Source organism: Moorena sp. SIO4A1, assembly GCF_010672065.1.
GTDB lineage: Bacteria > Cyanobacteriota > Cyanobacteriia > Cyanobacteriales > Coleofasciculaceae > Moorena.
On record NZ_JAAHHX010000006.1, the window covers coordinates 179340 to 200131 of the forward strand.

General features: G+C 44.0%; 23 protein-coding genes and 1 pseudogene. 7 read left to right on the top strand and 17 right to left on the bottom strand.

Translation table 11 applies throughout. The features are described from left to right. Positions 1-51: 51 nt before the first annotated feature. From F6K53_RS06325 to F6K53_RS06335, 3 genes are all read left to right on the top strand, one after another. A complete protein-coding gene (locus F6K53_RS06325) occupies positions 52-255 on the top strand; it encodes a phycobilisome linker polypeptide (RefSeq protein ID WP_293027884.1) in 204 nt (67 codons plus the stop codon). A gap of 351 nt (positions 256-606) precedes the next feature. Next, entirely contained in the window at positions 607-2433 is a 1827-nt protein-coding gene (locus F6K53_RS06330) for a phycobilisome rod-core linker polypeptide (protein WP_293027881.1), read from the top strand. A 230-nt stretch (positions 2434-2663) separates the two neighbouring features. Then, complete coding sequence (locus F6K53_RS06335) at positions 2664-3878, top strand: hypothetical protein (protein ID WP_293068795.1); 1215 nt, start codon at positions 2664-2666, stop codon at positions 3876-3878. 218 nt (positions 3879-4096) lie between these two features. On the opposite strand, the gene F6K53_RS06340 is transcribed toward F6K53_RS06335, so the two are convergent. From F6K53_RS06340 to F6K53_RS06375, 8 genes are all read right to left on the bottom strand, one after another. After that, entirely contained in the window at positions 4097-4720 is a 624-nt protein-coding gene (locus tag F6K53_RS06340; RefSeq protein ID WP_293068792.1) for a HEAT repeat domain-containing protein, read from the bottom strand. A 74-nt stretch (positions 4721-4794) separates the two neighbouring features. Further along, the gene (locus tag F6K53_RS06345) at positions 4795-4974 is read right to left on the bottom strand and encodes a hypothetical protein (RefSeq protein WP_293068789.1); all 180 of its coding nucleotides are present in this window, start codon (positions 4972-4974) and stop codon (positions 4795-4797) included. A 72-nt stretch (positions 4975-5046) separates the two neighbouring features. Then, positions 5047-5535: a bleomycin hydrolase gene (locus F6K53_RS06350; protein ID WP_287248232.1), complete on the bottom strand. Its 489-nt coding sequence runs from the start codon at positions 5533-5535 to the stop codon at positions 5047-5049. Between the two features lie 75 nt (positions 5536-5610). Continuing rightward, complete coding sequence (locus F6K53_RS06355; RefSeq protein WP_293025414.1) at positions 5611-6144, bottom strand: phycocyanin subunit beta; 534 nt, start codon at positions 6142-6144, stop codon at positions 5611-5613. A gap of 203 nt (positions 6145-6347) precedes the next feature. Further along, on the bottom strand, positions 6348-7196 hold the full coding sequence (locus F6K53_RS06360) for a Uma2 family endonuclease (protein WP_293068784.1): 849 nt from the start codon (positions 7194-7196) through the stop codon (positions 6348-6350). 153 nt (positions 7197-7349) lie between these two features. Beyond that, complete coding sequence (locus F6K53_RS06365) at positions 7350-8630, bottom strand: HEAT repeat domain-containing protein (protein ID WP_293068781.1); 1281 nt, start codon at positions 8628-8630, stop codon at positions 7350-7352. Positions 8631-8838: 208 nt separating this feature from the next. Continuing rightward, the gene (cpeA, locus tag F6K53_RS06370) at positions 8839-9333 is read right to left on the bottom strand and encodes a class 1 C-phycoerythrin subunit alpha (RefSeq protein WP_293025420.1); all 495 of its coding nucleotides are present in this window, start codon (positions 9331-9333) and stop codon (positions 8839-8841) included. Between the two features lie 104 nt (positions 9334-9437). Continuing rightward, positions 9438-9971, bottom strand: a complete 534-nt coding sequence (locus tag F6K53_RS06375) for a bleomycin hydrolase (RefSeq protein WP_293025422.1) — start codon at positions 9969-9971, stop codon at positions 9438-9440. A 426-nt stretch (positions 9972-10397) separates the two neighbouring features. Here F6K53_RS06375 and F6K53_RS06380 point away from each other — a divergent pair, with 426 nt between their 5' ends. Then, the gene (locus F6K53_RS06380) at positions 10398-10526 is read left to right on the top strand and encodes a hypothetical protein (protein ID WP_293068777.1); all 129 of its coding nucleotides are present in this window, start codon (positions 10398-10400) and stop codon (positions 10524-10526) included. Positions 10527-10602: 76 nt separating this feature from the next. Here the strand turns inward: F6K53_RS06380 and F6K53_RS06385 are convergent, their stop codons facing one another. From F6K53_RS06385 to F6K53_RS06395, 3 genes are all read right to left on the bottom strand, one after another. Continuing rightward, positions 10603-10926 carry a hypothetical protein gene (locus F6K53_RS06385; RefSeq protein WP_008184573.1) on the bottom strand — a complete coding sequence of 108 codons (324 nt, stop codon included), beginning with the start codon at positions 10924-10926 and terminating at the stop codon, positions 10603-10605. Between the two features lie 345 nt (positions 10927-11271). Next, on the bottom strand, positions 11272-11883 hold the full coding sequence (locus tag F6K53_RS06390) for a chromophore lyase CpcT/CpeT (RefSeq protein WP_293068774.1): 612 nt from the start codon (positions 11881-11883) through the stop codon (positions 11272-11274). Between the two features lie 86 nt (positions 11884-11969). Next, on the bottom strand, positions 11970-12506 hold the full coding sequence (locus tag F6K53_RS06395; protein WP_293068771.1) for a phycobiliprotein lyase: 537 nt from the start codon (positions 12504-12506) through the stop codon (positions 11970-11972). Positions 12507-12787: 281 nt separating this feature from the next. Between F6K53_RS06395 and F6K53_RS06400 the strand changes: the two genes are divergently transcribed. Further along, positions 12788-12922, top strand: a complete 135-nt coding sequence (locus tag F6K53_RS06400) for a hypothetical protein (RefSeq protein ID WP_293068769.1) — start codon at positions 12788-12790, stop codon at positions 12920-12922. Positions 12923-12940: 18 nt separating this feature from the next. Here F6K53_RS06400 and F6K53_RS06405 read toward each other — a convergent pair. The 3 genes and pseudogenes from F6K53_RS06405 to F6K53_RS06415 form a co-directional block, all read right to left on the bottom strand. After that, a pseudogene (locus F6K53_RS06405) lies at positions 12941-13459 on the bottom strand (phycobiliprotein lyase); the annotation flags it as partial. Positions 13460-13578: 119 nt separating this feature from the next. After that, entirely contained in the window at positions 13579-14778 is a 1200-nt protein-coding gene (locus F6K53_RS06410) for an RNA-guided endonuclease TnpB family protein (protein WP_293068766.1), read from the bottom strand. 305 nt (positions 14779-15083) lie between these two features. Further along, on the bottom strand, positions 15084-15728 hold the full coding sequence (locus F6K53_RS06415) for a phycobilisome protein (RefSeq protein WP_364302916.1): 645 nt from the start codon (positions 15726-15728) through the stop codon (positions 15084-15086). A 459-nt stretch (positions 15729-16187) separates the two neighbouring features. Between F6K53_RS06415 and F6K53_RS06420 the strand changes: the two genes are divergently transcribed. After that, positions 16188-16892: a HEAT repeat domain-containing protein gene (locus F6K53_RS06420; RefSeq protein ID WP_364302914.1), complete on the top strand. Its 705-nt coding sequence runs from the start codon at positions 16188-16190 to the stop codon at positions 16890-16892. Here F6K53_RS06420 and F6K53_RS06425 read toward each other — a convergent pair. The 3 genes from F6K53_RS06425 to F6K53_RS06435 all read right to left on the bottom strand — a co-directional run bounded on the left by F6K53_RS06425 (position 16875) and on the right by F6K53_RS06435 (position 19883). Next, the gene (locus tag F6K53_RS06425; RefSeq protein WP_293080157.1) at positions 16875-17015 is read right to left on the bottom strand and encodes a hypothetical protein; all 141 of its coding nucleotides are present in this window, start codon (positions 17013-17015) and stop codon (positions 16875-16877) included. The genes F6K53_RS06420 and F6K53_RS06425 overlap by 18 nt on opposite strands. Before the next feature lie 171 nt (positions 17016-17186). Then, on the bottom strand, positions 17187-18467 hold the full coding sequence (locus F6K53_RS06430) for a nucleotidyltransferase family protein (RefSeq protein ID WP_293080160.1): 1281 nt from the start codon (positions 18465-18467) through the stop codon (positions 17187-17189). A 168-nt stretch (positions 18468-18635) separates the two neighbouring features. Then, positions 18636-19883 (bottom strand): RNA-guided endonuclease TnpB family protein, encoded by a 1248-nt coding sequence (locus F6K53_RS06435; RefSeq protein ID WP_293068761.1) that lies wholly within the window; start codon positions 19881-19883, stop codon positions 18636-18638. A 398-nt stretch (positions 19884-20281) separates the two neighbouring features. On the opposite strand from F6K53_RS06435, the gene F6K53_RS06440 reads away from it, so the two are divergent. Next, positions 20282-20542: a hypothetical protein gene (locus F6K53_RS06440; protein WP_293025441.1), complete on the top strand. Its 261-nt coding sequence runs from the start codon at positions 20282-20284 to the stop codon at positions 20540-20542. The last annotated feature ends 250 nt before the right edge of the window (positions 20543-20792 follow it).

Sequence of the window (20792 nt, forward strand, 5' to 3'; positions counted from 1 at the left end):
GGATAGACCGTTTTTTAATTCACAACTTAGTAAATTGGAGGTACTTTACCGATGTCAGGAATGATTACAGATGGAAGTAGCACTCTGAGTGATTATAGCGATCGCACAGTTGTACTAGAGGTAACAGGTCTGTGTCGCCAAGATGTAATGCGCACAAGTAACTATACGACGAAGGTTCCTTATAGCTGTATAGCTGAGGCAATGAAGAACATTAGCCGTATGGGTGGTAAGGTTACTAGTGTCCACGTTAGTTAAAACAAAGTAGGTTGAGCTGACTACTGCACCGTACAGATTTTTTCGTTTAACTGTTGACTGTTGACTGTTGACTGTTGACTGTTAATGGTCAACAGTCAACAGTCAATTAAATCTCTAAGTGCAACTAGCGTGTCAGTCAACCAAGATGATATGGAAAGCGTCACCTTAAACAATTTAATCAAAAATAAATTAATACTTATAGTGTTCAATTAATATAGTGTTCAATCAATTTTTTTTTTGGACATTAAGTGATCAATACTATTGAATTGAAAAAGGTAGTCTTCGTAAAAAAGTTGTTTATTAGTTGTTGATTAACTTTGTTTAACAACAATGGATTGGGAGGTCTTTTAGATGGTAATTGGTTTTATAAATCCTGTACTGACACGCGCCGCACAATTAGGGGTGGCAGCATTTCAAGAAACAGACCCAGTTGAACTGTGGCCTAGTCATTCTGAAGAAGAACTGGAAATTGTGATTCGGGCTGTCTATCGGCAAGTGTTGGGGAATACCTATGTCATGGACAGTGAGCGGCTCACCGTTTCCGAATCCCAACTTAGAAACGGAGAAATTTCTGTCCGGGAATTTGTGCGGCAAGTGGCTAAATCTGAGCTTTACTACTCCCGATTTTTCAGCAGTTGCCCTCGTAACCGAGCCATTGAGTTGAATTTCAAGCATCTCCTTGGTCGAGCTCCCGAAAGCTATGAGGAAATTATTGAGCATACGAGGATCCTTGATCAAGGGGGTTATGAGACTGAAATCGATTCTTATATCGATAGCGAAGAATACCAGATCGCTTTTGGGGAAAACCAGGTGCCCTATTATCGAGGTTACAAAACCCAGATAGGCAAGAGTACAGTGGGATTTACCCATATCTTAAAACTGTTGCGTGGTGCGTCTGGTAGTGATAAAGGCACTGTTTGGCGGGGGAATTGGTCTCGGTTGAATCAGTCCCTGATGACCAATAGCCCCAGTAATATGGAGCCGCTTTCTGGAGCTGGTGATGTAGTAAAACCCACAGATGTCAATAAACTCCTGGCTAATGTTCTAGGTCTCAAAAAAGCCCAACCAGCAAGTCCCACAGACACTCAAATAGCACCTAAGATTCTTACAGAAGCTGAAAAACTCGAGCAAAACACGACTCAAACCTGGCAACGCCAGTATCAAGCCTGGGAACAAATTGATCCGATTGAGCTGTGGCCAGGTCGCTCGGAAGCAGAAATCGAGACGGTGATTCGAGCAGTCTACCGTCAGGTTTTGGGAAATGCCCATGTTATGGACAGTGAACGGCTGATTGTCCCCGAATCCCAGATCAAGCGGGGCCAAATCACTGTCCGTGAGTTTGTGCGTCAGGTTGCCAAGTCAGAGTTGTATCGGTCAAGGTTTTTTGATATCTGTCCCCGCTACCGGTCAATCGAGCTGAATTTTAAGCATTTGCTCGGTCGTGCTCCTGATGACTACTCTGAGACCTTCTATCACAGCCAAGTACTGGATCAAGGAGGTTTCGAGGCGGATATTGATTCCTATATCGATAGTGACGAGTACCAAGAGGTCTTTGGGGAGGATACTGTACCCTTTTACCGGGGCTATAAAACCCAAACAGGCAAAAAGCTGCTTGGGTTTACTAACATGTTGGTGCTGATGCCCAGCGTTTCTAGCTCTGATAAAGACAATTTGTCAGGGAATCCATCAAGGCTTAATAAATCGATTATTTACAATAATCCCCTTGGGCTTGCCCCAGTTACTGATATCCAAGCCTTATTGGATGAAGTACTCAAGCCCAAAATCCAACCGAAGCAAGCTACCGCAGGAGCTGAGAAAGAACGCTCAGAAGCCTATCAAGCCATCGAACGGAAATGCCAAGAGCAAGAAGAACTGCTGGAAAGCTTGCAGAAACAGTTGGCAGACTTACGACCATTGGCTAGCTTTGGAGAATCACAGTTTAGCAAATGGCAGTCTTACAGTTCTTCGAGCAATGGTGGTAGTGGTTTCACCACCATGGCACCCCCAATCCCCATGGCAGCAGCGACTGTAGAGCCAGACAGTTATGAAGCTCTCCAACAAAAGTCTGAAAAACAGGCCCAGGAAATTGCTACCTTACAAGAAAAGGTTGCTGATCAGCGGCGTTTAGCTATGATTGCAGAAGCGCGGTTGAATAAGTGGCGTCCTCGTAGTTATTAGAGGAAAAACTTAGTACTTATTAGAGCTGGGATTAGCTCTATCGCCAGTTGCCATAGAAATGTGTGGGTTGTTGACGGTTGACTGTTGAGAGTTGAATGACAGCGGTCAACCATCAACAACTACCTGGGAAATACAAGCTTTTAACTAAAGCTTCTAACTTAAGCTTTTAAAGAGGTACTTTTAACAGTAAAATATATAGACTTTAAATAGCCGATCCGGAGGAAAAGCCAATGGCCAAGAAAAGCCGTAAAACTGCTAGCCAGTATTCAGAAAGTAAGTCCAAGGTGGGGATATCCCTGACCCCTACAGGCATTGGCTTGTTGACTCAGATGGCTCAGAATACTGGATTGTCCCGCTCGGAACTAATTGAGCGTATCGCCAGAGGTAATATTGCGATCGCATGCCAGCAGGCAAGTATGACCATTGCCCTGGAAAATCCACCGGAGGCTAAGGAAACATCCTCCAACAATGGAACTACAACATCTAAAACCAAGATTCAGGTTATAGAGGGTAAGCAACCGCTACAAGCTGATGTGTCTGAGCCTGGTGGTTCTGGTGTATCCCAAGAAGATTACCAGTCTTTGCAACAGCAGGCTAAAGAGCAAGCTAATTTGATTGAAGACTTACAGCAGAAGTTAGCTCAACAAAAATCTGAAACTGCTGAACAGACCGAAAGCTATCAGTCTTTACAAAAGCAGGCACAAGAGCAAGGGAATCTGGTTAAGAAATTACAGAAGCAACTAGCTGACCAAAAATCTGAAACTGCTGAACAGACCGAAAGCTATCAGTCTTTACAACAGCAGGCTAAAGAGCAATCTAATCTGGTTAAGAAATTACAGAAGCAGTTAGCAGACCAAAAATCTCAAACTGCTGAACAAACCGAAAGCTATCAGTCTTTACAACAGCAGGCACAAGAGCAAGGGAATCTGGTTAAGAAATTACAGAAGCAGTTAGCAGACCAAAAATCTCAAACTGCTGAACAGACAGAAAGTTATCAGTCTTTACAACAGCAGGCTCAACAGCAAGCTAATGTGATTGAAGACTTACAACAGAAGTTAGCTGACCAAAAATCTCTAGCAACACAACAGGTAGAGAGTAACCAGACTCTGCAACAGCAGGCACAACAGCAATCTAATCTGGTTAAGAAGTTACAGAAGCAGCTAGCTGAGCAACAATCTCAGGGGACCCAACAAGTAGAAAGTAATCAGGTTCTACAGCAGCAAACTCAAGAGCAAGGGAAGCGTATTGCTGAGTTAGAGCGTCAGTTATCTCAACAAGAATCTCCGGCTAATCAAGCTCCCGAGAGTTATGAGTCTTTGAAACAGCATAATCAAGAGCAAGAGGAGCGTATTGCAACTTTACAAAAACACATTTCTGAGTTAAAGCGTTGGGCAACCATTGGCAAAACAGAGTTCAACAAGAGGCTTAACCGGAGATTGTTTTAGCTATTGCCCGAAGGCATAAATAATTATGTCAATTCCCCTGGCTTTCTTCGTTGATAGTTTTGGGGATAATTTTGGGTTTTAATGACAACAAATAATTCTCTTATAGCAGTCGAAGCCTAGTGTAGGACAGTCACTTTTCCTCAAACCTAGATACAAAGCTAGTTTAACTTCTGACTTCTGACTTCAAACTTCTGACTTCTGCTATAATTATTCTGGTATTATTCTCCAGATGCTTTCCTGGATGAACCAAAGTTGATAATCTGTTCCAAGCGTGATATCGAACTAGCTGCTGATTCTCGGATATAGGGGTCGGCTTCCTGATTCTCAGCGGCAGCAGATAGCACTTCCATACCTCTCTCATCCCCTAAGGAACCTAGAGCCTGTAGCACAGTAACTTGAAGCGCAATATCGTCGATGTCCAAAGCAGCCACTAGGGCTTCAAAAGCGGGTGGACCAATGGTTCCCAGTGCGCCAACTGTTGATATTTTTACAACGGGATCTGGGTCTTTAAGGGCCGTTTGTAGACCCTGCAAGCCGACAGTTGGGAAAGTTTCTTCTGAGTAGTTAAGAGCGATCGAAGCCAGCGCTTTTGCACAGCTAGCCCGTACGGTGTTATTTTCACTAGTTGTTAAGGTTTCTGCCAATACCGGTACAGCATCAAGACCAATCACACCTAGAGTTTGCACTGCTGCTCGCCGATAAACCACATCCTCATCACCCAAAATTGCCATCAACTCAGAAATAGTATTCTCGGTGCGCTCTGCTGCAATTTGCCGCATCGCTCTTTGTCGGAGTTTAGGATTTTTATTTTTTAATTGTTGATATAACTCTTCTGTAGACATTAGTAGATATTCGTAAATATCAGTAAAAAAATATTAGTAGACATTCTTGATCGAGGAGTCATACCAAGTTGCGGTCAAACGTACAACTTTCTCTTCCGCCGATCTCCCCATCTCCCCATCTCACCATCTCCCCACCTCCCTATCTCCCTATCCAAGCCATCTACTCTCTTTGAATGCCACTTGGTATCAGGAGCTTCAAGCACAACAACTAAGGGGTTCTTAGCAAAGTGCTGAACCTGTTTCAGGCACAGCACTTTGCCAAGATACCCCTTCAGTCGAAAGTACTAGAGGCAGCTAGCCACTACAGAAAGTGGATAGCAATAATCCTATGACATAGAGTTGATTACATAGTCAAGATAACCCCGGTATTCAACCAAGGCTTGGGCAGACATATCACGAGGAGCGCAGCCACGATCCCGGAGGACGGTCAAACCAGTAACATAGGTAGCGGCATCGATACCTAAAGCTTTGTAGACTTCACGAGCGCCAGCAATACCCCACTCATCCAGAGGACCAGTACCACCAACAACTAGGCAATAGTTGATCAAACGCAGGTAGTGAACGATGTCACGCTTGCACTTTTCTTTCTGAGTACCTGCATCGATGTCCCGACCACTACCGTTGGGGAACTTTTTATAGATAGCATCAACAGCTTCTTGAGCTACAGCGTCGTAGTTACCTGCCAACTTTTCAGCAGCTTCCATACGAGCAGCAGAACGTTGCAAGCTACCTTGAACTGATTCTAGGTCAGAAGCGCTAGGAAACCGACCTCCTAGGTCAGCGGAAGCAACAACAGTGGTTAACACTGATTTCATAATTAAGATATCTCCTGTCTTAAAATTGATTTCGGCAAAAGGTCAGTGTAATTGAAATTCTCCTGAGCAGGGAGACTAGCTAATAGCACTGCCGACTGCATCGAAGTAGCTACCGACTTCTGCAGCCAAAGAGGAACAATCACCACTAGTAACAGACTCTTTGCGTTGAGATGCAGTGTTGGTAACAAAAGCCACAGCAGCAGCCTTCATGATGCCAACAGCCCGGCCAGTATTACCAGTGGGAACGCCCAAAGCAGCGTAGGTTTCCTTAAGACCATTCAAGCAGCGGTCAGCCAGTACAGAACTATCTCCGCTGAGAACGGCGTAGCAAACATAACGCAAGACGATTTCGCCATCACGTAGACAAGCAGCCATCTTGCGGTTGGTGTAAACACCGCCACCAGGAGCAGTTAAACCAGGGCTTTCGCAAACGATACCAGCAACCGCATCAGTAACGATACAGCTAGCATTGCTGGCAATAAAATTTACAGCATCAAGGCGCTTGTTGCCATCAGCAACAAATCCCTTCAGAGCCTCTAAATCAGCACCACCAACAAATCCACCTGCGGAATCGGCAGCAACTACGGCTTTTGAAAAAGCGTCTAGCATTAAAATCTCCTTATCAATAACAAGGACTTAAAATTATTGGTCTTGTCGTTCATCAATTGACTAACCAATTTAGACGATAAAAGCTATTTGACACTCTAGTCCCATTTATGAGAAACAAAGCAACAAAACATTACAAAAATTTCCTTCTATCGGTCTAATTGTATACTTTTGTATCAATAAACTTTTAACTGTTTGCTTAAGTGCTAAACCGTATCGTCAAGATCAGGGTCAATACCTGCTGCTCTTAACTGCTCAGCCAGCCGAGCCGCTCTAGCTAAAGCGGCTTGAGTTCTTTGGCGCTCCTGCTCAACTATAGACTCTGCTTCTTCAGCACGTTGTCGCTCTTGTTCAGCTCTTTCCCTTTCTAGAACAGCTCGTTCATCACCAATCAGCAACAGATTTCCTTCCTCATCCCACCACCTTAGCCATAGTTGAGTTTGATTCTGATAACTTCCTTGCCATAAGCCTAGTTCTACACCCAACGGTGAAATAGAATAATGCCCTCGTTGATTAGGGGTTAATTTCTGATAAAACCCACTGACCAAGGTATAGACTTCAAGAGAGCCGTTGTTTATTTGATAAATACCATAGTAGGGAATTCTGATAATTTGCTCATATACCCAAAACTTCCCTGGCTTAGTTACTTCTCCTTGATTCGAGAGGGATAACGGGGTTTTGTCCCGTTCTTCATCCCCATTGCCACTGGCAAATTCTAAAGCAATTAATGGTGCTATATGTTCCCGCCACACCACATAGGAGCGACGAATTTTACCATCTAGCTGAGGAGGGACATTGGGAACATAGAACCAATCAGGTGCTTCGGCTCCTTTCTCAGGTGGGTCAGTTTCTCGCCAGTAGATACCACAGTCTTGCCCAATAGCATATTGTCCATCAGGATGTCGCTGTTGTAATATCTCTCCAATCGAATCCGTTAGAATTATGCTTTGGGGATGCTCTTGAAAGTTTTTCACAAATGTACCATCTGACTCCGGTAGCTGGGTGTGGTCAGGGAAAGGCGGAGGTAATTTGACTCTAGGTACTGTCTCAGTCATGATCTGGCCTAGACTATGGCGGTGATAATTCTCTATATTATCCTGGCTGCAAAGCGTGTGATAGGCGATCCCAATTACCAATTACCACAGCATGATTAGTCCTTAGCACACTAAAGACGCTCTTCCAAGGTGACTAATGACTAATCCTAATGATTAATGACTAGTAACTGCTTTAGTAACTGCTTTCTCCCGAATCAACCAATCTGAATCATTAGCTGCCAGCTCTTGACCACTGGTATCCCCTAACTGCTCTAATGCGATTAAACTGGCATATTTCAAGTTAAAAATCTTGGTATTGAGGCTGTCTTTGAGTAAGGGAATTGCCCGTTTATCCCCTAAATTCCCCAAGGCAATAGCAGCAGCAGCACGGGATTTTTGAAACTGGGGTGCTTTATTGTGTAAGGCTTCCACTATCAAATCGTAGGCATCAGCGTATTTGAGCCAGCCTAAGAGTTTGACCACATGGTAGTGAGCACCATAATCGTTATGGGCTTTGTCAGCATAGGTAGCCAGTAGGGCTTCAGCGACAGCATCTGGGGATAACTTCAGCAGAGTTTTACTGCCTAGATAACACCGCCCAAAATCTGTATGGTATAGCTCGTTAATCAAGAATTCTAAACTGGGCATTTGGTCATATTCATGAACCAGCTCTAGGTGATCAGGATGATCACGAATCACTTGATCGAGTGATGGTTCGATCTCCTCAAAGGTGATATTACCGGCTGGCAACCCAGCCTCTGCCAAGAGGCGAATTCCTCGTATTCGAAAGACCATGGAAATGGGACAGGTGGCAATTTTCGGAATTCCTTGGTAGTATCGGGCATCAATCAGGTCTTGAATACAGGCTCGTCGGGCATTGACACTAGAGTGTTGTAGGAATGCCATCACTTTGTGCATTTCGGTGGTATCCCCTGTGAACCGACAAACCGTTGCGATCGCAGCACTGGCTATGGGTTCATTATCGGATTTAGTAAAGGTCTTAATCTTCTCAAGGGCTGGTTTATAGTCCAGTGCTGCCAGAGTTTGGATAATCACCCGATAAGTCTGACCTGGCTTCTCCAGTAGCTGGGCAATTTCTTCGAGAATTTCCGGATCTTGAGTACCAATTTCCCCAATTGCCCAGACAGCATTTTCCACCGTGTAACAATCCTCATCCCCTAGACATGAGCGAATGATGGGTAGGGCTACAGAGGCTTTCAGACGACCTAAACTTTCTACTGCCTTGCGTCGAGCGATACGATGGTACATTTCTGAGTTTTGCTCTTGCACGGTTTCCATCAAGGCATTGATTGAGCGCTCGGTGTCAAAGTTAATTAAATGGGATGCAGCCAGATAGCGATCAGATGGGTCTTCCAGCTGCTCTAAGGGGGTCTTTAAAAGTGCGATCGCTTGATCTTCGGTCAAATTAAATATATTGGCAAAACGTTTATCCATCAGTGATTTAGTAGTGATTTAGTAGTTATTTAGCAATTAACAATAGGTTTTACTAAGTAGTTTAGTTGGTTTTCCCCCCTAACTTCCCAAAACAATTAGGGGACTCTTTGACGGTACTCAACCAATTCAGGCAAAGCAACGTACTAAGAGTCCCCAGGTGCTGATCGAAATGTTAGTCAATCAGCGACGGATTTTAACCGTGATCTCCTTAGGACAGGGAGTTGATTACATAGTCGAGGTAAGTTTTGTACTCAACCAAAGCTTGAGGAGACATGTCACGAGGAGCACAACCGCGATCGCGAGTGAACTCAAGAGCTGCGATATAGGGAGGGGTAGGTAGGTTCAAAGAACGGTAAACTTCACGCTGACCAGCAATACCCCACTCATCTAGAGGACCAGTACCGCCAACAACCAAGCAGTAGTTGATCAAGCGTAGGTAGTGACCGAGATCCCGGTAGCACTTGTCAACTTTGACTTGAGAATCCCCAGCTTCACCAGATTCTTTCAGGTAAGGATACTTCTTAAAGCAAGCATCACCAGCTTCTTTGGTTACAGCATCAATGCCAGCTGCTAGCTTTTCAGCAGCTTCCATACGAGCAGCAGCCCGTTGCAGGCTACCTTGAACAGACTCAAGGTCAGAGCTGCTAGGGAAACGGCCTGCCGCATCCGCAGCAGTAACAACTGTGGTTATAACTGATTTCATCTTTATATATCTCCTGAATGGGTTTTGACAAAGATTATACTTAGCTTTTCGCTTTCCCAGCTCGCTTTGGCAGGAGCTTGGTTATCTTAGGCAAAAGGGAAAGACTAGCTGATAGCAGCAACTACTGCGTCGAAGTAACCAGCAGTTTCAGCAGCTAAGGAGGAACAATCCCCGGAAGTGAGTTCAAACTTGCGCTGGCTAGCGGTGTTGTTAACGAAAGCAACTGCAGCCGCTTTCATGATTCCAACAGCACGAGCTGTGGAGGTAGTGGGTACACCCAGAGCGCTGTAGGTTTCCTTGAGACCATTCAGGCAGCGGTCGCTGAGTACAGAAGCATCACCAGCCAAGATGGCATAGGTCACATAGCGGAGGATGATTTCACCATCACGCAAGCAAGCAGCCATGCGGCGGTTGGGGTAGCAGTTACCACCAGCTTGAATCAAACCAGTGTTTTCGCAGATCATGCCAGAAACAGCATCGGAAACTATGCAGCTGGCGTCGCTGGCGATAATGTTGACAATATCAAGGCGCTTATTACCATCAGCAATAAAGCCTTTTAGTTCAGCCAGGTCTCCAGCACCTAGACATGCGGTTTTGCTATCTGCTGTAACTACAGCTCTGGAAAAAGCGTCAAGCATTGAGATCTCCTTAAAATTAAAGGTACTTAACTAGTTTGCTATCTTGCTTGTCATTTATCAAATTTGACCAGCTGATTATTATGATTAGCGGATTATGGGGACCGCAGTCTCATTTATTAACAACAAAGTAATAATCTGTAATATTCGTCACAAGGTCACCAGTCGATCACACTGGAGTCGGTTAACCGACTCGGCAGCTATATACAAAACTTAATAATTGGATGTACCTAACTGTGATATATTATCCTCCATTACTGCCTACTCCAATTAACCCAAGACTAAAATACGTCAACTAATTGGTAAGCATTAAGCTATAGCAGAAGTCAGAAGTCAGAAGTCAGAAGTCAGAAGTCAAACTCTTGCGCTTACTTAGGTTTGAGACTTTTGTCATGTCCGCGCCTGCCCTGGCGACTGCTATATAAGCTTATGCGCTACGCGCACGCTACGCGAACAGCGATCAGCGAACAGCGAACAGCGATCAGCGAACAGCGATCAGCGATCAGCTATTTATGCGCTACGCGCACCCTACTTGAGGTGCCAAAGGCTGACCACTGACCACTGACCACTGACTACTGACTACTGACCACTGACGGCTGAATGCTTAGCTATAGACTGGTTCAGTGGGGGGGGTTCACGAACGTTCATCAAATCTGGTGCGGAAACTCCCGTATTTTATCCAGTATTGTTTGAGGTCATGATGAGGTGTATGTAAACTCGCTTTAGCTTGATACAAAATAACTTGGCGATGGGAGCCAATCCAAATTTTTTTAATGGGTTTAACGGATATTACACTTCCTCCGAGACTCTCGACACATTCCGAGAATCGTTCAACCGTTGTATATTCTACCGTCTCAAAGATAAAAAAGTGACCGGAGCAGATCAAATGTCTGCTCCTAATCCAGCACTGCATCTTTTTTTGAGCTTTTGGCGGTAGCATTAGCTGTACACAAATCATCCTCAACTCTATTATTGGTAATTAAGATTATCGGTTAATGGTTTTATAACAAAGGGAATAGGGAGTAGGGAGTAGGGAGTAGGGAAGAGACAACAAAAATTGTCACAATTCATTTAGAAACCCTATAGGCTTTAGGCTAATAACTAATAATCCCTTTAATAATTATTTAGAGAGTAGCAATAAAATACCACTTTTAAGTTTGTCGGGTGGTAACAAAAAGTTTGGTTATTTTGAGTAGTCTAGATTAGAGGATTTTTTTACTTACCCTAATTTACTTAGTATTTGTTGGTATTTGTATTAAAAGCCAATCCCTTGTTGCTGATAAATATGGGCTACAAATCCGCGCTACAAATCCGGTAATTCGTCAGCAAAACTTTGCCGTTTATCAAATCGTAAATGACCAGCTGCTGAGCCCCATACGTGCTCATGAGTATTGACATCCATACCCTGATCTAGGCTGTTCCAAGTTGTTTCAGTCAATTCCACATCACTGACCAGATAAGTTTTACGCCCATTACGTTGGATGAAACACTGGCAACCGGGTTCTACACTGCCACGAAACATGTCACCTTCTCGCCAGAAAATCATTGAACAGTTGTAGCGACGTTCTATAGCATCAGGGGTGATGGTTTTGAGAATATCTAGTTCTCGTGCCGCACCGGCATAAAGAACTGGATCCTTAAGGCTGTAATTTTCTATATAACTATGATCACCTTTATCAATCAGGCGATGGACTCCCTGACGGTAGGGACTCCAAAGATCATAGTCATAGGCTTGCTCAGAGTAGAAACCAATACCCGAAAAGAAATCAAAGGGCAAGGGGCGAAAGAAAACATGAATGTGAGCGTAAAGCTGAGGATTATCAATCGCTTGTTTTTGGTTACTAAAATCTCCAGCCATCCAACTAGCTAGAGTCAGTAAATTACTGGTAGTTTTATCGGTAGTACTAGACAACATTAGTGTATTAATCTATTGAAAACTTAGAGTTAAACAAGATTAAAAAAAATCTAAATTATGACCTTAACTGTTCAAGCTGCTAACTTTCACCCCGATTGGGATAAGTCGCGGATTTCTGAAGAAAACGAGGCTGTAGTCACCCCTTGACCAGAACTGGTTTTAATCAAGGAAACCCGAAAACGTAAATTCGGTGTGGCAAACCAAATCCGTTCTTCAGCAGCTGCTCGGTCATACTCCGTTAGCAAAGTGAAGGTACCATCTTCAGTCAGGTGATAGTTGCCCACTGCTGCAATGGTCTCGGCATAGCCTTGCTCTCTGAGCAGTTTTCCCCGATCGGGGTTTTCAGGATCGGGGATAGGGACTAGAACGCAACTCCCAGACTGGATGTCCTCTTCATCCCAATCTGATTCACCTTCCCAACTCATGCGAAAGGGATGCAAGGCAGTTGTGGGATCAATATCGTATAGTTTGCAAATGTCAATCACAGCTGAGTCATCAGCCTCAAGGGCAACGATATCAATAGTTGAGCGTATTTCCTCAAAGTGACTAAACGCTAAGTGATGACCGCTGCGTTGCGATCGCCAACGTCCAATAGAACGTTCTATAAACTCAGTAAGCTCCATTTGCTATGTGTAGTTTGATTTAAAAAAGTTAACAATTTTGTTTGCGTATAGCAGCTGAATCCTCAGCTCAATGGTGTTGTACGTTACGCAAACCTAGTAAATTAGAGCCTTTACCCGGATTTACACCTTCAGTTATACACCGTGGCTCCAATCCTTCAACATTAGTAATTGTAAACTTTTATGACAGTTATGTGTGGAAACCAGAACTAGTATCAACGAAAACATAACAGTCAACTGTTTACAGTTAACCATCAACAGGATTTATAGCATTTATCATAGTAATGAGGTACACAGGATTGGTTTCCTATTCCCTATTCCCTATTCCCTATTCCCTATTCCCTATTCCCTATTCCCTATTCCCTATTAAAGACTCCCGACTCCCATTAACCCAGAACGAAAGTACCTTACCCAATTGAGAAATGCTACGCTAATTATCAAACTTTTTGTTCCACGCCAAATCCTACTAGCACCACCTTGTCTAGAGGTTCGCTTTCTGGAGGACGCTGGTAATTAATAATTTTGCGGATTCTTAAGTTGGGATTGATCAGGCTAATAGAATCAACAGATACCACACGGGTATAGTAGGTGGTCATCAAAAGTTCTAGTTTATTGGTATCGAAGCTAAAATGAGCGACTTTAGGTTTAGCTTCTTCGTAGGCGCGATCGCGTAAATAATCTCCCTCTATAATCATTGATTCTTCGACCTGAGGGACAAAAAGCATATTCAGTTGTTGGGACACCCGTTCACCTTTTTCAGAAACTGTTTCGAAACCAAGATGATAACCACACAGGTCATTGATATTAGGTAAGTCAGGTTGCTGATTATCTATCAACACCTTAGTTTTGAGGGGAGAAGACAGGGGTTCAATGGTGAATTCTGTACGGGAGCGCTCTACCTGCTGGTGAGTCAGATCGTGATAGGTACGTTGTGCCACCCAGCTTCCTACGCAGCAATCAAAGAAGTATGTGAACTACCCCGACCTACTTGGCCTATGGCCACGCTACGCGAACGTTGAGGTCGGGGCTTCCAGCTTCACGGAAGAATGCCGAAGGTGCGCTTTCCGTAGGCGAATTAAATTCGCCACGGTTCGCACCTCAACTTGGACGGACGTCCACGTCTTGGTCTTACTTCTTCTCCACTGGCGTTGACCTCCCCCGTCCCAGAGGAGGATAGCATTCTGATCCCTTCTGCCCTAATATTTTTTGCCGCATTACCATCTCTATCGTGGTGAGTTCCACAACTTGGACAAGTCCAAACTCTTACATCAAGCGGTAACTCTTTGATTTGATAATGACAATTAGAACAGGTCTTAGAGCTGGGAAACCAACGGTTTATCTCAACTAACACCTTCCCCTCCTTTTCGCACTTATAAGAGAGGAAGTTTACAAAGATTCCCCAACCTAGATCAGAAATTGCTTTAGCTAGTTTATGGTTACGAACCATGCCCTTGACATTCAGGTTTTCGACTACCACTACTTGGTTTTGATCCACTATCTTTCTAGATAGCTTATGTAGGTAGTCTTGGCGAACATTTCCAATCCGTTCGTATACCTTAGCTACAATTTTTTTTGCCTTTTTGCGTCCATTGCTACCTTTTTTCTTTCGGGCAGCAATACGCTGCTTTTTCGCCAGTTTATTTTCGGACTTTGCTAAATGCTTGGGATTCCCAAATTTAGAAGTTTTTTCGCCATCGTAGGTGATCGCAAAATCTTTAATACCTAAATCAATGCCAATCACTTTACCATTAGTAGATGGCTTTGTGTCGTTCGAATCGTATTCCATCAGTACAGAGGCGTAGTATTTACCAGAAGGAGTCTTACTGACTGTGACAGTTTTGATTTCCCCGTCTAGTGGTCGGTGGATTACTGCTTTAACAACTCCCAACTTTCCGGGAAATTTGAGGCAGTTACATACCTGTTTTACGTACTGTGGATATTGGATTGATTGACGGTGATGATATGATTTGAATTTAGGATATTTAGCTCTACCTTCAAAAAAATTTTGATATGCACGGCTAAGATTGAGACTGACCGATTGCAAAATCTGAGAGTAACAATCTTTTAGCCATACGGTTTTCTCTTCTTTTTTGAGTTTTGGCAACATAGCATTGAGTGCAGAACGAGACAATCCTTTCCCAGTTTTCTTGTAGGTTTCTATGCACTGATTTAGCGCATAATTCCACCACCAACGAGCACAACCAAAGTGCTGAGCAAGTATATGAACTTGCTCTTGTGTGGGGTAAATTCGGATTTTTACGGCTTGATGTCTCATTCTTTCTGCATTTGCTATCGACCTACATATCAGTATATACAATTCGTGATAAATCGTCAAGGGATTCGGCCAAGCCGACCCTTGGCCTATGGCCACGCTACTTGAGGTGCGAACGGCAAAAGTTTTTGAGGGGGCGAAATTCCCCACCTTCTTACAAGGTGGGGAATTTCGCCCCCTCAAACTCCCCCTATCTCGTTAAATTTGGATATGGACATGATTTTGTTAATTAAAATATTTTAAAATAACTATTTTTAAATTGTTAATATCTATTCTATTTTTTATAGTTTTAATTATGAGGTATTGGTTTAGCTAAATTGTTTCAATTTATTAATTAAATGATCGAAATAATCTGCTATTGTCTCTGGTTCAGATAATCTCTTTAAACTAGCTGCCTTTATCTGTTCTAATCCTGATACCATTGCGGGGATTGGAACTTGCATTTCTTTGTACAACAAGTTCATATAGTGCAGTCCTTCAGCACTAGTAAACTCGGTGCTACTCCCAGCAATTCCATAGGTAATACAACGGAGGAAATGCCAAAAATCTCGCCAACAGGCTTCTGCTCGTGGGGCAGGATAAAGACTACCCCCTGGTTTAGTAATATCAGGATATTGAGCCAATACGGTTTCCCGGGCTTCGGAAACAATATCAGAAGCGTTATCCCGCAAAAATTTGGCTGTATTGATTAAGGGCTCCTTATCTGGTGAACAGGCTTTAATATGGTGCAAGTCATCATCGCTAAGATAGCGACCATGATCATCAGCTGCCTGGAAATGCTGGATAATCTCTGGGGGATAGGAGTCTTGCCAGTTGGTAAAGCTGACAATTCTGGCTTTGGTAATTAGCTCTTTGAGATAGTCGCTTAATTGAGTCGTCATGGTTGATTTTTGTTTAAGGTTGACGGTTTCAGATTGTTCGCATAGCGTGGCCGAAAGGCCAAGGTTGACCATAATTATTTAGCTATCAGCTATCAGCTATCAGCTATCAGCTATCAGCTATCAGCTATCAGCTTTTGAATCAGGACTTACGGACAGACTCCATGGGTAGGGTGGGCAAGGTTTTGCCCACCCTACAGGTAGCGTTAAATTGAGGGATTTGCGTAAGTCCTATGAATAAAACAACTAAGCATTGGTTTAATCTGAGTGAAGTCCCAGCGTCGAAACCTGTGCCAAAAAGCACCTCAAGTAGCGTGAGCCTTTAGCTGACGTCTGTTCGCGTAGCGTGAGCTTTTAGCTCACGGCTGACGGCTGACGGCTGACGGCTGACGGCTGAATGCTTAGGCTTGACCTTAGCATGTCATCAACGCAACGGTTAACAAAAACAAAAACTATAAACTGAACTAGCCTTAGCTTCTCCTAGTAGCTAAGGCTAGTTCACTTGATGAGAATTATACTAAATTATGATAATCTTTGATTAAAGGTATTAAGAAATGTAAAAAAAGCTGGCTCTGTAGTGCTATGGACATCCGCCAAATCGAAATCTCTCTCAAAAGTCCAAATGCCCAGGATCGCCTCAGGGCACTTACTGCTTTGAGAGAGTATGGTTCAGATGTAGCTGTTCCCCTACTAACAAGTAAACTCAAGGACCCAGAGTTTTTAGTGCGCTCCTTTGTGGCCATGGGACTTGGGAATAAACGGACTGACGAGTCCTATGCTGCGTTGTTAAATTTGATGCAATTTGATACAGATCCCAATGTAAGGGCAGAAGCTTCCAATTCCTTGTCTAAGTATGGAGACGTGTCAATATCTCATCTGGTCACGACCTTTCAACAGGATGATCACTGGCTGGTGCGCCGTAGCATTCTTGCTGCTTTGGTGGAAATGTCTTGTCCAGAAGAACTCTATACTATTTGTATTTGCGGCTTAGCAGGGGAAGACCCAACTGTCCGAGAAGCAGGAATTGATGCCTTAGGTTTACTGGCTGGTACTATTAAGCAAACTGAGGCATTGCACCAAATTCTGGCTCTGAAAGATGCACAATGGTGGCGTATTCGGATGCATGTTGCCCGTGCCCTCAAACGATTTGATTCCCCCGATGCTAAAGCGGCATTGGGAGAACTGATGAAGGATGAAGAGCATCGGGTGGTAGCTGCTGCTTTAGATAGTTCTCTCTAGAGCATCGGTTTGGTGATCAGATTTAGGGAGTAGGGAGTAGGGAGTAGGGAGTAGGGAGTAGGGAGTAGGGAGTAGCAAAGCAGCGCCTACCTGTGGGGGTTCCCCCATGATCGACTGCATCAAGACATTGAATTTACCTAATAAGTCTGAGAAATGCTATATAAAAATGACAGATAAAGATTTCATACCAAGTTGCGCTCAAACGTACAACTTTCTCTTCCCCCAATCTCCCCATCTCCCCATCTCCCCATCTCCCTATCCAACCAATCTACTATCTTTGAATGCAACTCGGTATCACAAGGAGTGCGGCTCGTGATGAGTTCTGAAAATTGGTTGTATGCCATGCTTAATTAACAACCGTATTATATGGATTGGATAATACAGGAAAGCCAGCACTCTAGGCAGGGAGAGTAACGCCCAATCCGCTTCGTTGGGCATGACGGTAACAAACAAACTGTTTTTTAGCCAATGGAGACAGTACATTACTCTGTCATGCAGACGCTCTCTCATGCTGAAGTAGAAGCGATGATTGTAAGACAAGAAAAAGACCCAAAACCCTTTTGCTTCTGAGAGCTTAGGTGGCTGTTCAAGGTCACGGAAAAGCTGTGATCGTACTTGGATAGCGAGGGATTGGGAGACTGGTTGGGCTTGCAATTTATTTAAGACTATCTGTGGCAACGTGACTCCCAGCAAATCCCTGACTAGGCAAAGGTCAAGCAAGAGCATGCGTTCACAACCGAGCTTTTGAGCCTCTGCCAGTACTCTGCGCCAATCTAACTGGGGATGAGTACGGAGTAGTTGAGCAACGTCGCATAACTGAGCCAGACGTACACTCCAGTGACAACAGTCTTTGCCCAATTGCACACAGAGAATTAACAGCATCTGTTCTGGCGAGATAGTAGAGACTGTCTTACCAGCAACAGATAGAGGCTGAAGATGCGATCGCAAATACTCAAAATCTAATGGCAAACAGAATAAATCGGGTACTATCCCCTCGTGAAGGTCAATACAAACTCGACTCTTTTTATCCACAAAGTGATACTCCCAGCCCAGGTCTTTTTGCAATTGATACCCTTGAGACAAGAGTAATTCTTTAACTCTCGGGATGTCGTGGTGATCAACCAGGATGTCTAAGTCACCGAACTGCCGCAGCCCCAGATTGCCGTAAACGGAAACAGCAAGGGTAGGCCCTTTGAAGGGGATAGCAGAAATTCCGTGTTTCTCCAGAAGAGTCAGGAGGTTGAGTAGTTTCTGAATGAGAAATGTGTTGTGTACGACTAAGTGCTGGAAATAATCTCGAAGTTGTTTGAGGATGTTCTGGGGAACCAGGTCTGGGCAGGTATTTTTGAGACTATGGTACAGCAGCGGTAAGACTTTCTGACGGCGAGCTGTTTTGAGCAGATAAGTCCAGTCGATGTCTTGCTCAAGCAGTAAACCTTTGATAGACTTAGCAGTCGCTTCGTCGATGCTGGTTCGGACACAGTAGAGGAGTAACTGGAGTTCTGGTTTAGTTTGGAGTTCTCGGTTAGTTATCGATACTGATGCTATATTAGTTAATGGGGTTAAAGTCATCATCCAAAGTTAATCTAAAAACTCGCGCTGTAGAAACCACCACCATCCATGTGGCGGATAGAATGGCACTTAAGACTTTAATTTTCCCTTTAAAAAAAATGGGAAAATTAGCGAATTACGGCTCAAAGGTAATTAAGTGAACTACCCCGACCTAATTGGCCTATGGCCACGCTACGCGAACGTAGAGGTCGGGGCTTCCAGCTTCACGGAAGAACGCCTTAACTTGGACGGACGCCCACGTCTTGGTCTTACTTCTTCTCCACTGGCGTTGACCTCCCCCGTCCCAGAGGAGGATAGCATTCTGATTCCTTCTGCTCTGATATTTTTTGCTGCATTACCATCTCTGTCGTGATGAGTTCCGCAACTCGGACAAGTCCAAGTCCTTACATCAAGCGGCAACTCCTTGATTTGATAATGACAATTAGAGCAAGTCTTAGAACTAGGAAACCACCGGTTTATTTCAACCAACATTTTACCTTCTTTTTCGCATTTGTAGGAGATAAAATTTACAAAGGTTCCCCAACCTAGATCAGATATTGCTTTAGCTAGTTTATGGTTACGAACCATGCCCTTGACGTTTAAGTTTTCGACTACTACTACTTGGTTGTCATCGACTATCTTTCTAGACAGCTTGTGTAAGTAGTCTTGGCGGACATTTCCAATCCGTTCGTATACCTTAGCTACAATCTTTTTGGCTTTTGCACGCCTATTACTACCTTTTTCCTTCCGGGCAGCAATACGCTGTTTCTTGGCTAGTTTCTTTTCGTATTTCGCTAAGTGCTTAGGGTTGCTGAACTTAGAGGTCTTTTCGCCATCGTAGGTGATTGCAAAATCCTTGATACCTAAATCAATACCAATCACTTTTCCATCCGCAGACGGTTTTGTACCTTGCTCTTTCAGAGCCGCTCCGCGAACAGACTCGTATTCCATCAACACAGAAGCATGATATTTGCCAGAAGGAGTCCTACTGACTGTCACAGTCTTAATCTCTCCGTCTAGTGGTCGATGAATTACTGCTTTTACAATCCCTAATTTCCCAGGGAATTTAAGACAATCACCTACCTGCTTGACTTTTTGCGGATACTGAATTGATTGACGCTGATGGTATGACTTGAATCTAGGATATTTTGCTCTACCTTCAAAAAAGTTCTGGTAAGCGCGACTAAGATTGAGGCTTACAGACTGCAAAACTTGAGAGTAACACTCTTTTAGCCATTCAGTCTCTTTTTCTTTTTTAAGTCTTGGAAGCATGGAGTTGAGCGCAGATTGTTTCAGACCTTTGCCAGTTTCCTTGTAGGTTTCTATACAGTGATTTAGCGCATAATTCCACCACCAACGAGCACACCCAAAATGTTGAGCAAGGATTTGAACCTGTTCTTGAGTGGGATAGATTCTGACTTTGACGGCTTTGTGTTTCACTACGCTTACCTGCTTCTCGACCTTTGTTAATATTATATGTGTTTCGTATTAACATGTCAATTCTTGGGTCTTTCAAACTAGGCTATCGTCTCGCTATCAATCCTAGAGACGCGCGCCTTAGTAGAGTGGAGCCGCGAATCTTACAGTTTTAACCCTTTTCCTCATAGCTGACCAACCATAAAGGCGACCCTCTACTTACGGTAACTTCAACACCCTGGAAGAGGGTGGGGAATTCCGCGAGTTTTGTTAAAATAATCTATTCAGTAATTGATTACTATTTACTTACTACTTACAGAAAAAACTGGGGTTTTCAGTACATTTAACTAGTAAGTGTGCAAAGTTTTGATGAAGTACCTTGCCATATAACACAATAGGGATTAGTCTTTACCTAATCCCTATTGACTGGCAGCGCTTTCCTTGCTAATGCTTTGACAGGGTGGCAAGGAAAGCTTCCCCATAAGCATATGCGCTACGCGCACGCTGCGCGAACAGCGGCCAGTGATCAGCGGTCAGTGGTCAGCGGTCAGCGGTCAGCTTTGTGGCATAAGCTTCCAGCCTGTGACTTCACTGAGATTAAACCAATGCTTACCTGTTGTCTTGATGCAGTCGCTCATGGGGAGGGGCTGCCTGCGGAACCTGCGTCCGCGCTGCATCGCTGAAAGCCCCGTGGAAAACCCCTTTGGCGGCGCTGCATCGCTTATTCAAAAACTCTTCCCCTAGCGGATTAGCACCTCAAGTAGCGTGCGCGTAGCGGATTAGCTGATAGCACCTCAAGTAGGGTGCGCGTAGTGGATTAGCTGAATGCTTACGCTTCCCCTTAGGTAGATTTGGGTGCCTTAGTCAGGCAAAGGTTAGCTCAGACAAAGGTTAGATCAGCCAAATGTTAACGATTATTTCTTTGTCTGGGAG

What these genes read in the sequence shown, in the direction of transcription:
- F6K53_RS06325 (WP_293027884.1), top strand. Translation starts at nt 52, where the DNA reads ATGTCAGGAATGATTACAGATGGAAGTAGCACTCTGAGTGATTATAGC.
- F6K53_RS06330 (WP_293027881.1), top strand. Translation starts at nt 607, where the DNA reads ATGGTAATTGGTTTTATAAATCCTGTACTGACACGCGCCGCACAATTA.
- F6K53_RS06335 (WP_293068795.1), top strand. Translation starts at nt 2,664, where the DNA reads ATGGCCAAGAAAAGCCGTAAAACTGCTAGCCAGTATTCAGAAAGTAAG.
- F6K53_RS06340 (WP_293068792.1), bottom strand. Translation starts at nt 4,720, where the DNA reads ATGTCTACAGAAGAGTTATATCAACAATTAAAAAATAAAAATCCTAAA.
- F6K53_RS06350 (WP_287248232.1), bottom strand. Translation starts at nt 5,535, where the DNA reads ATGAAATCAGTGTTAACCACTGTTGTTGCTTCCGCTGACCTAGGAGGT.
- F6K53_RS06355 (WP_293025414.1), bottom strand. Translation starts at nt 6,144, where the DNA reads ATGCTAGACGCTTTTTCAAAAGCCGTAGTTGCTGCCGATTCCGCAGGT.
- F6K53_RS06360 (WP_293068784.1), bottom strand. Translation starts at nt 7,196, where the DNA reads ATGACTGAGACAGTACCTAGAGTCAAATTACCTCCGCCTTTCCCTGAC.
- F6K53_RS06365 (WP_293068781.1), bottom strand. Translation starts at nt 8,630, where the DNA reads ATGGATAAACGTTTTGCCAATATATTTAATTTGACCGAAGATCAAGCG.
- cpeA (WP_293025420.1), bottom strand. Translation starts at nt 9,333, where the DNA reads ATGAAATCAGTTATAACCACAGTTGTTACTGCTGCGGATGCGGCAGGC.
- F6K53_RS06375 (WP_293025422.1), bottom strand. Translation starts at nt 9,971, where the DNA reads ATGCTTGACGCTTTTTCCAGAGCTGTAGTTACAGCAGATAGCAAAACC.
- F6K53_RS06380 (WP_293068777.1), top strand. Translation starts at nt 10,398, where the DNA reads ATGCGCTACGCGCACGCTACGCGAACAGCGATCAGCGAACAGCGAACA.
- F6K53_RS06385 (WP_008184573.1), bottom strand. Translation starts at nt 10,926, where the DNA reads ATGATTTGTGTACAGCTAATGCTACCGCCAAAAGCTCAAAAAAAGATG.
- F6K53_RS06390 (WP_293068774.1), bottom strand. Translation starts at nt 11,883, where the DNA reads ATGTTGTCTAGTACTACCGATAAAACTACCAGTAATTTACTGACTCTA.
- F6K53_RS06395 (WP_293068771.1), bottom strand. Translation starts at nt 12,506, where the DNA reads ATGGAGCTTACTGAGTTTATAGAACGTTCTATTGGACGTTGGCGATCG.
- F6K53_RS06400 (WP_293068769.1), top strand. Translation starts at nt 12,788, where the DNA reads ATGAGGTACACAGGATTGGTTTCCTATTCCCTATTCCCTATTCCCTAT.
- F6K53_RS06410 (WP_293068766.1), bottom strand. Translation starts at nt 14,778, where the DNA reads ATGAGACATCAAGCCGTAAAAATCCGAATTTACCCCACACAAGAGCAA.
- F6K53_RS06415 (WP_364302916.1), bottom strand. Translation starts at nt 15,728, where the DNA reads ATGGTCAACCTTGGCCTTTCGGCCACGCTATGCGAACAATCTGAAACC.
- F6K53_RS06430 (WP_293080160.1), bottom strand. Translation starts at nt 18,467, where the DNA reads ATGATGACTTTAACCCCATTAACTAATATAGCATCAGTATCGATAACT.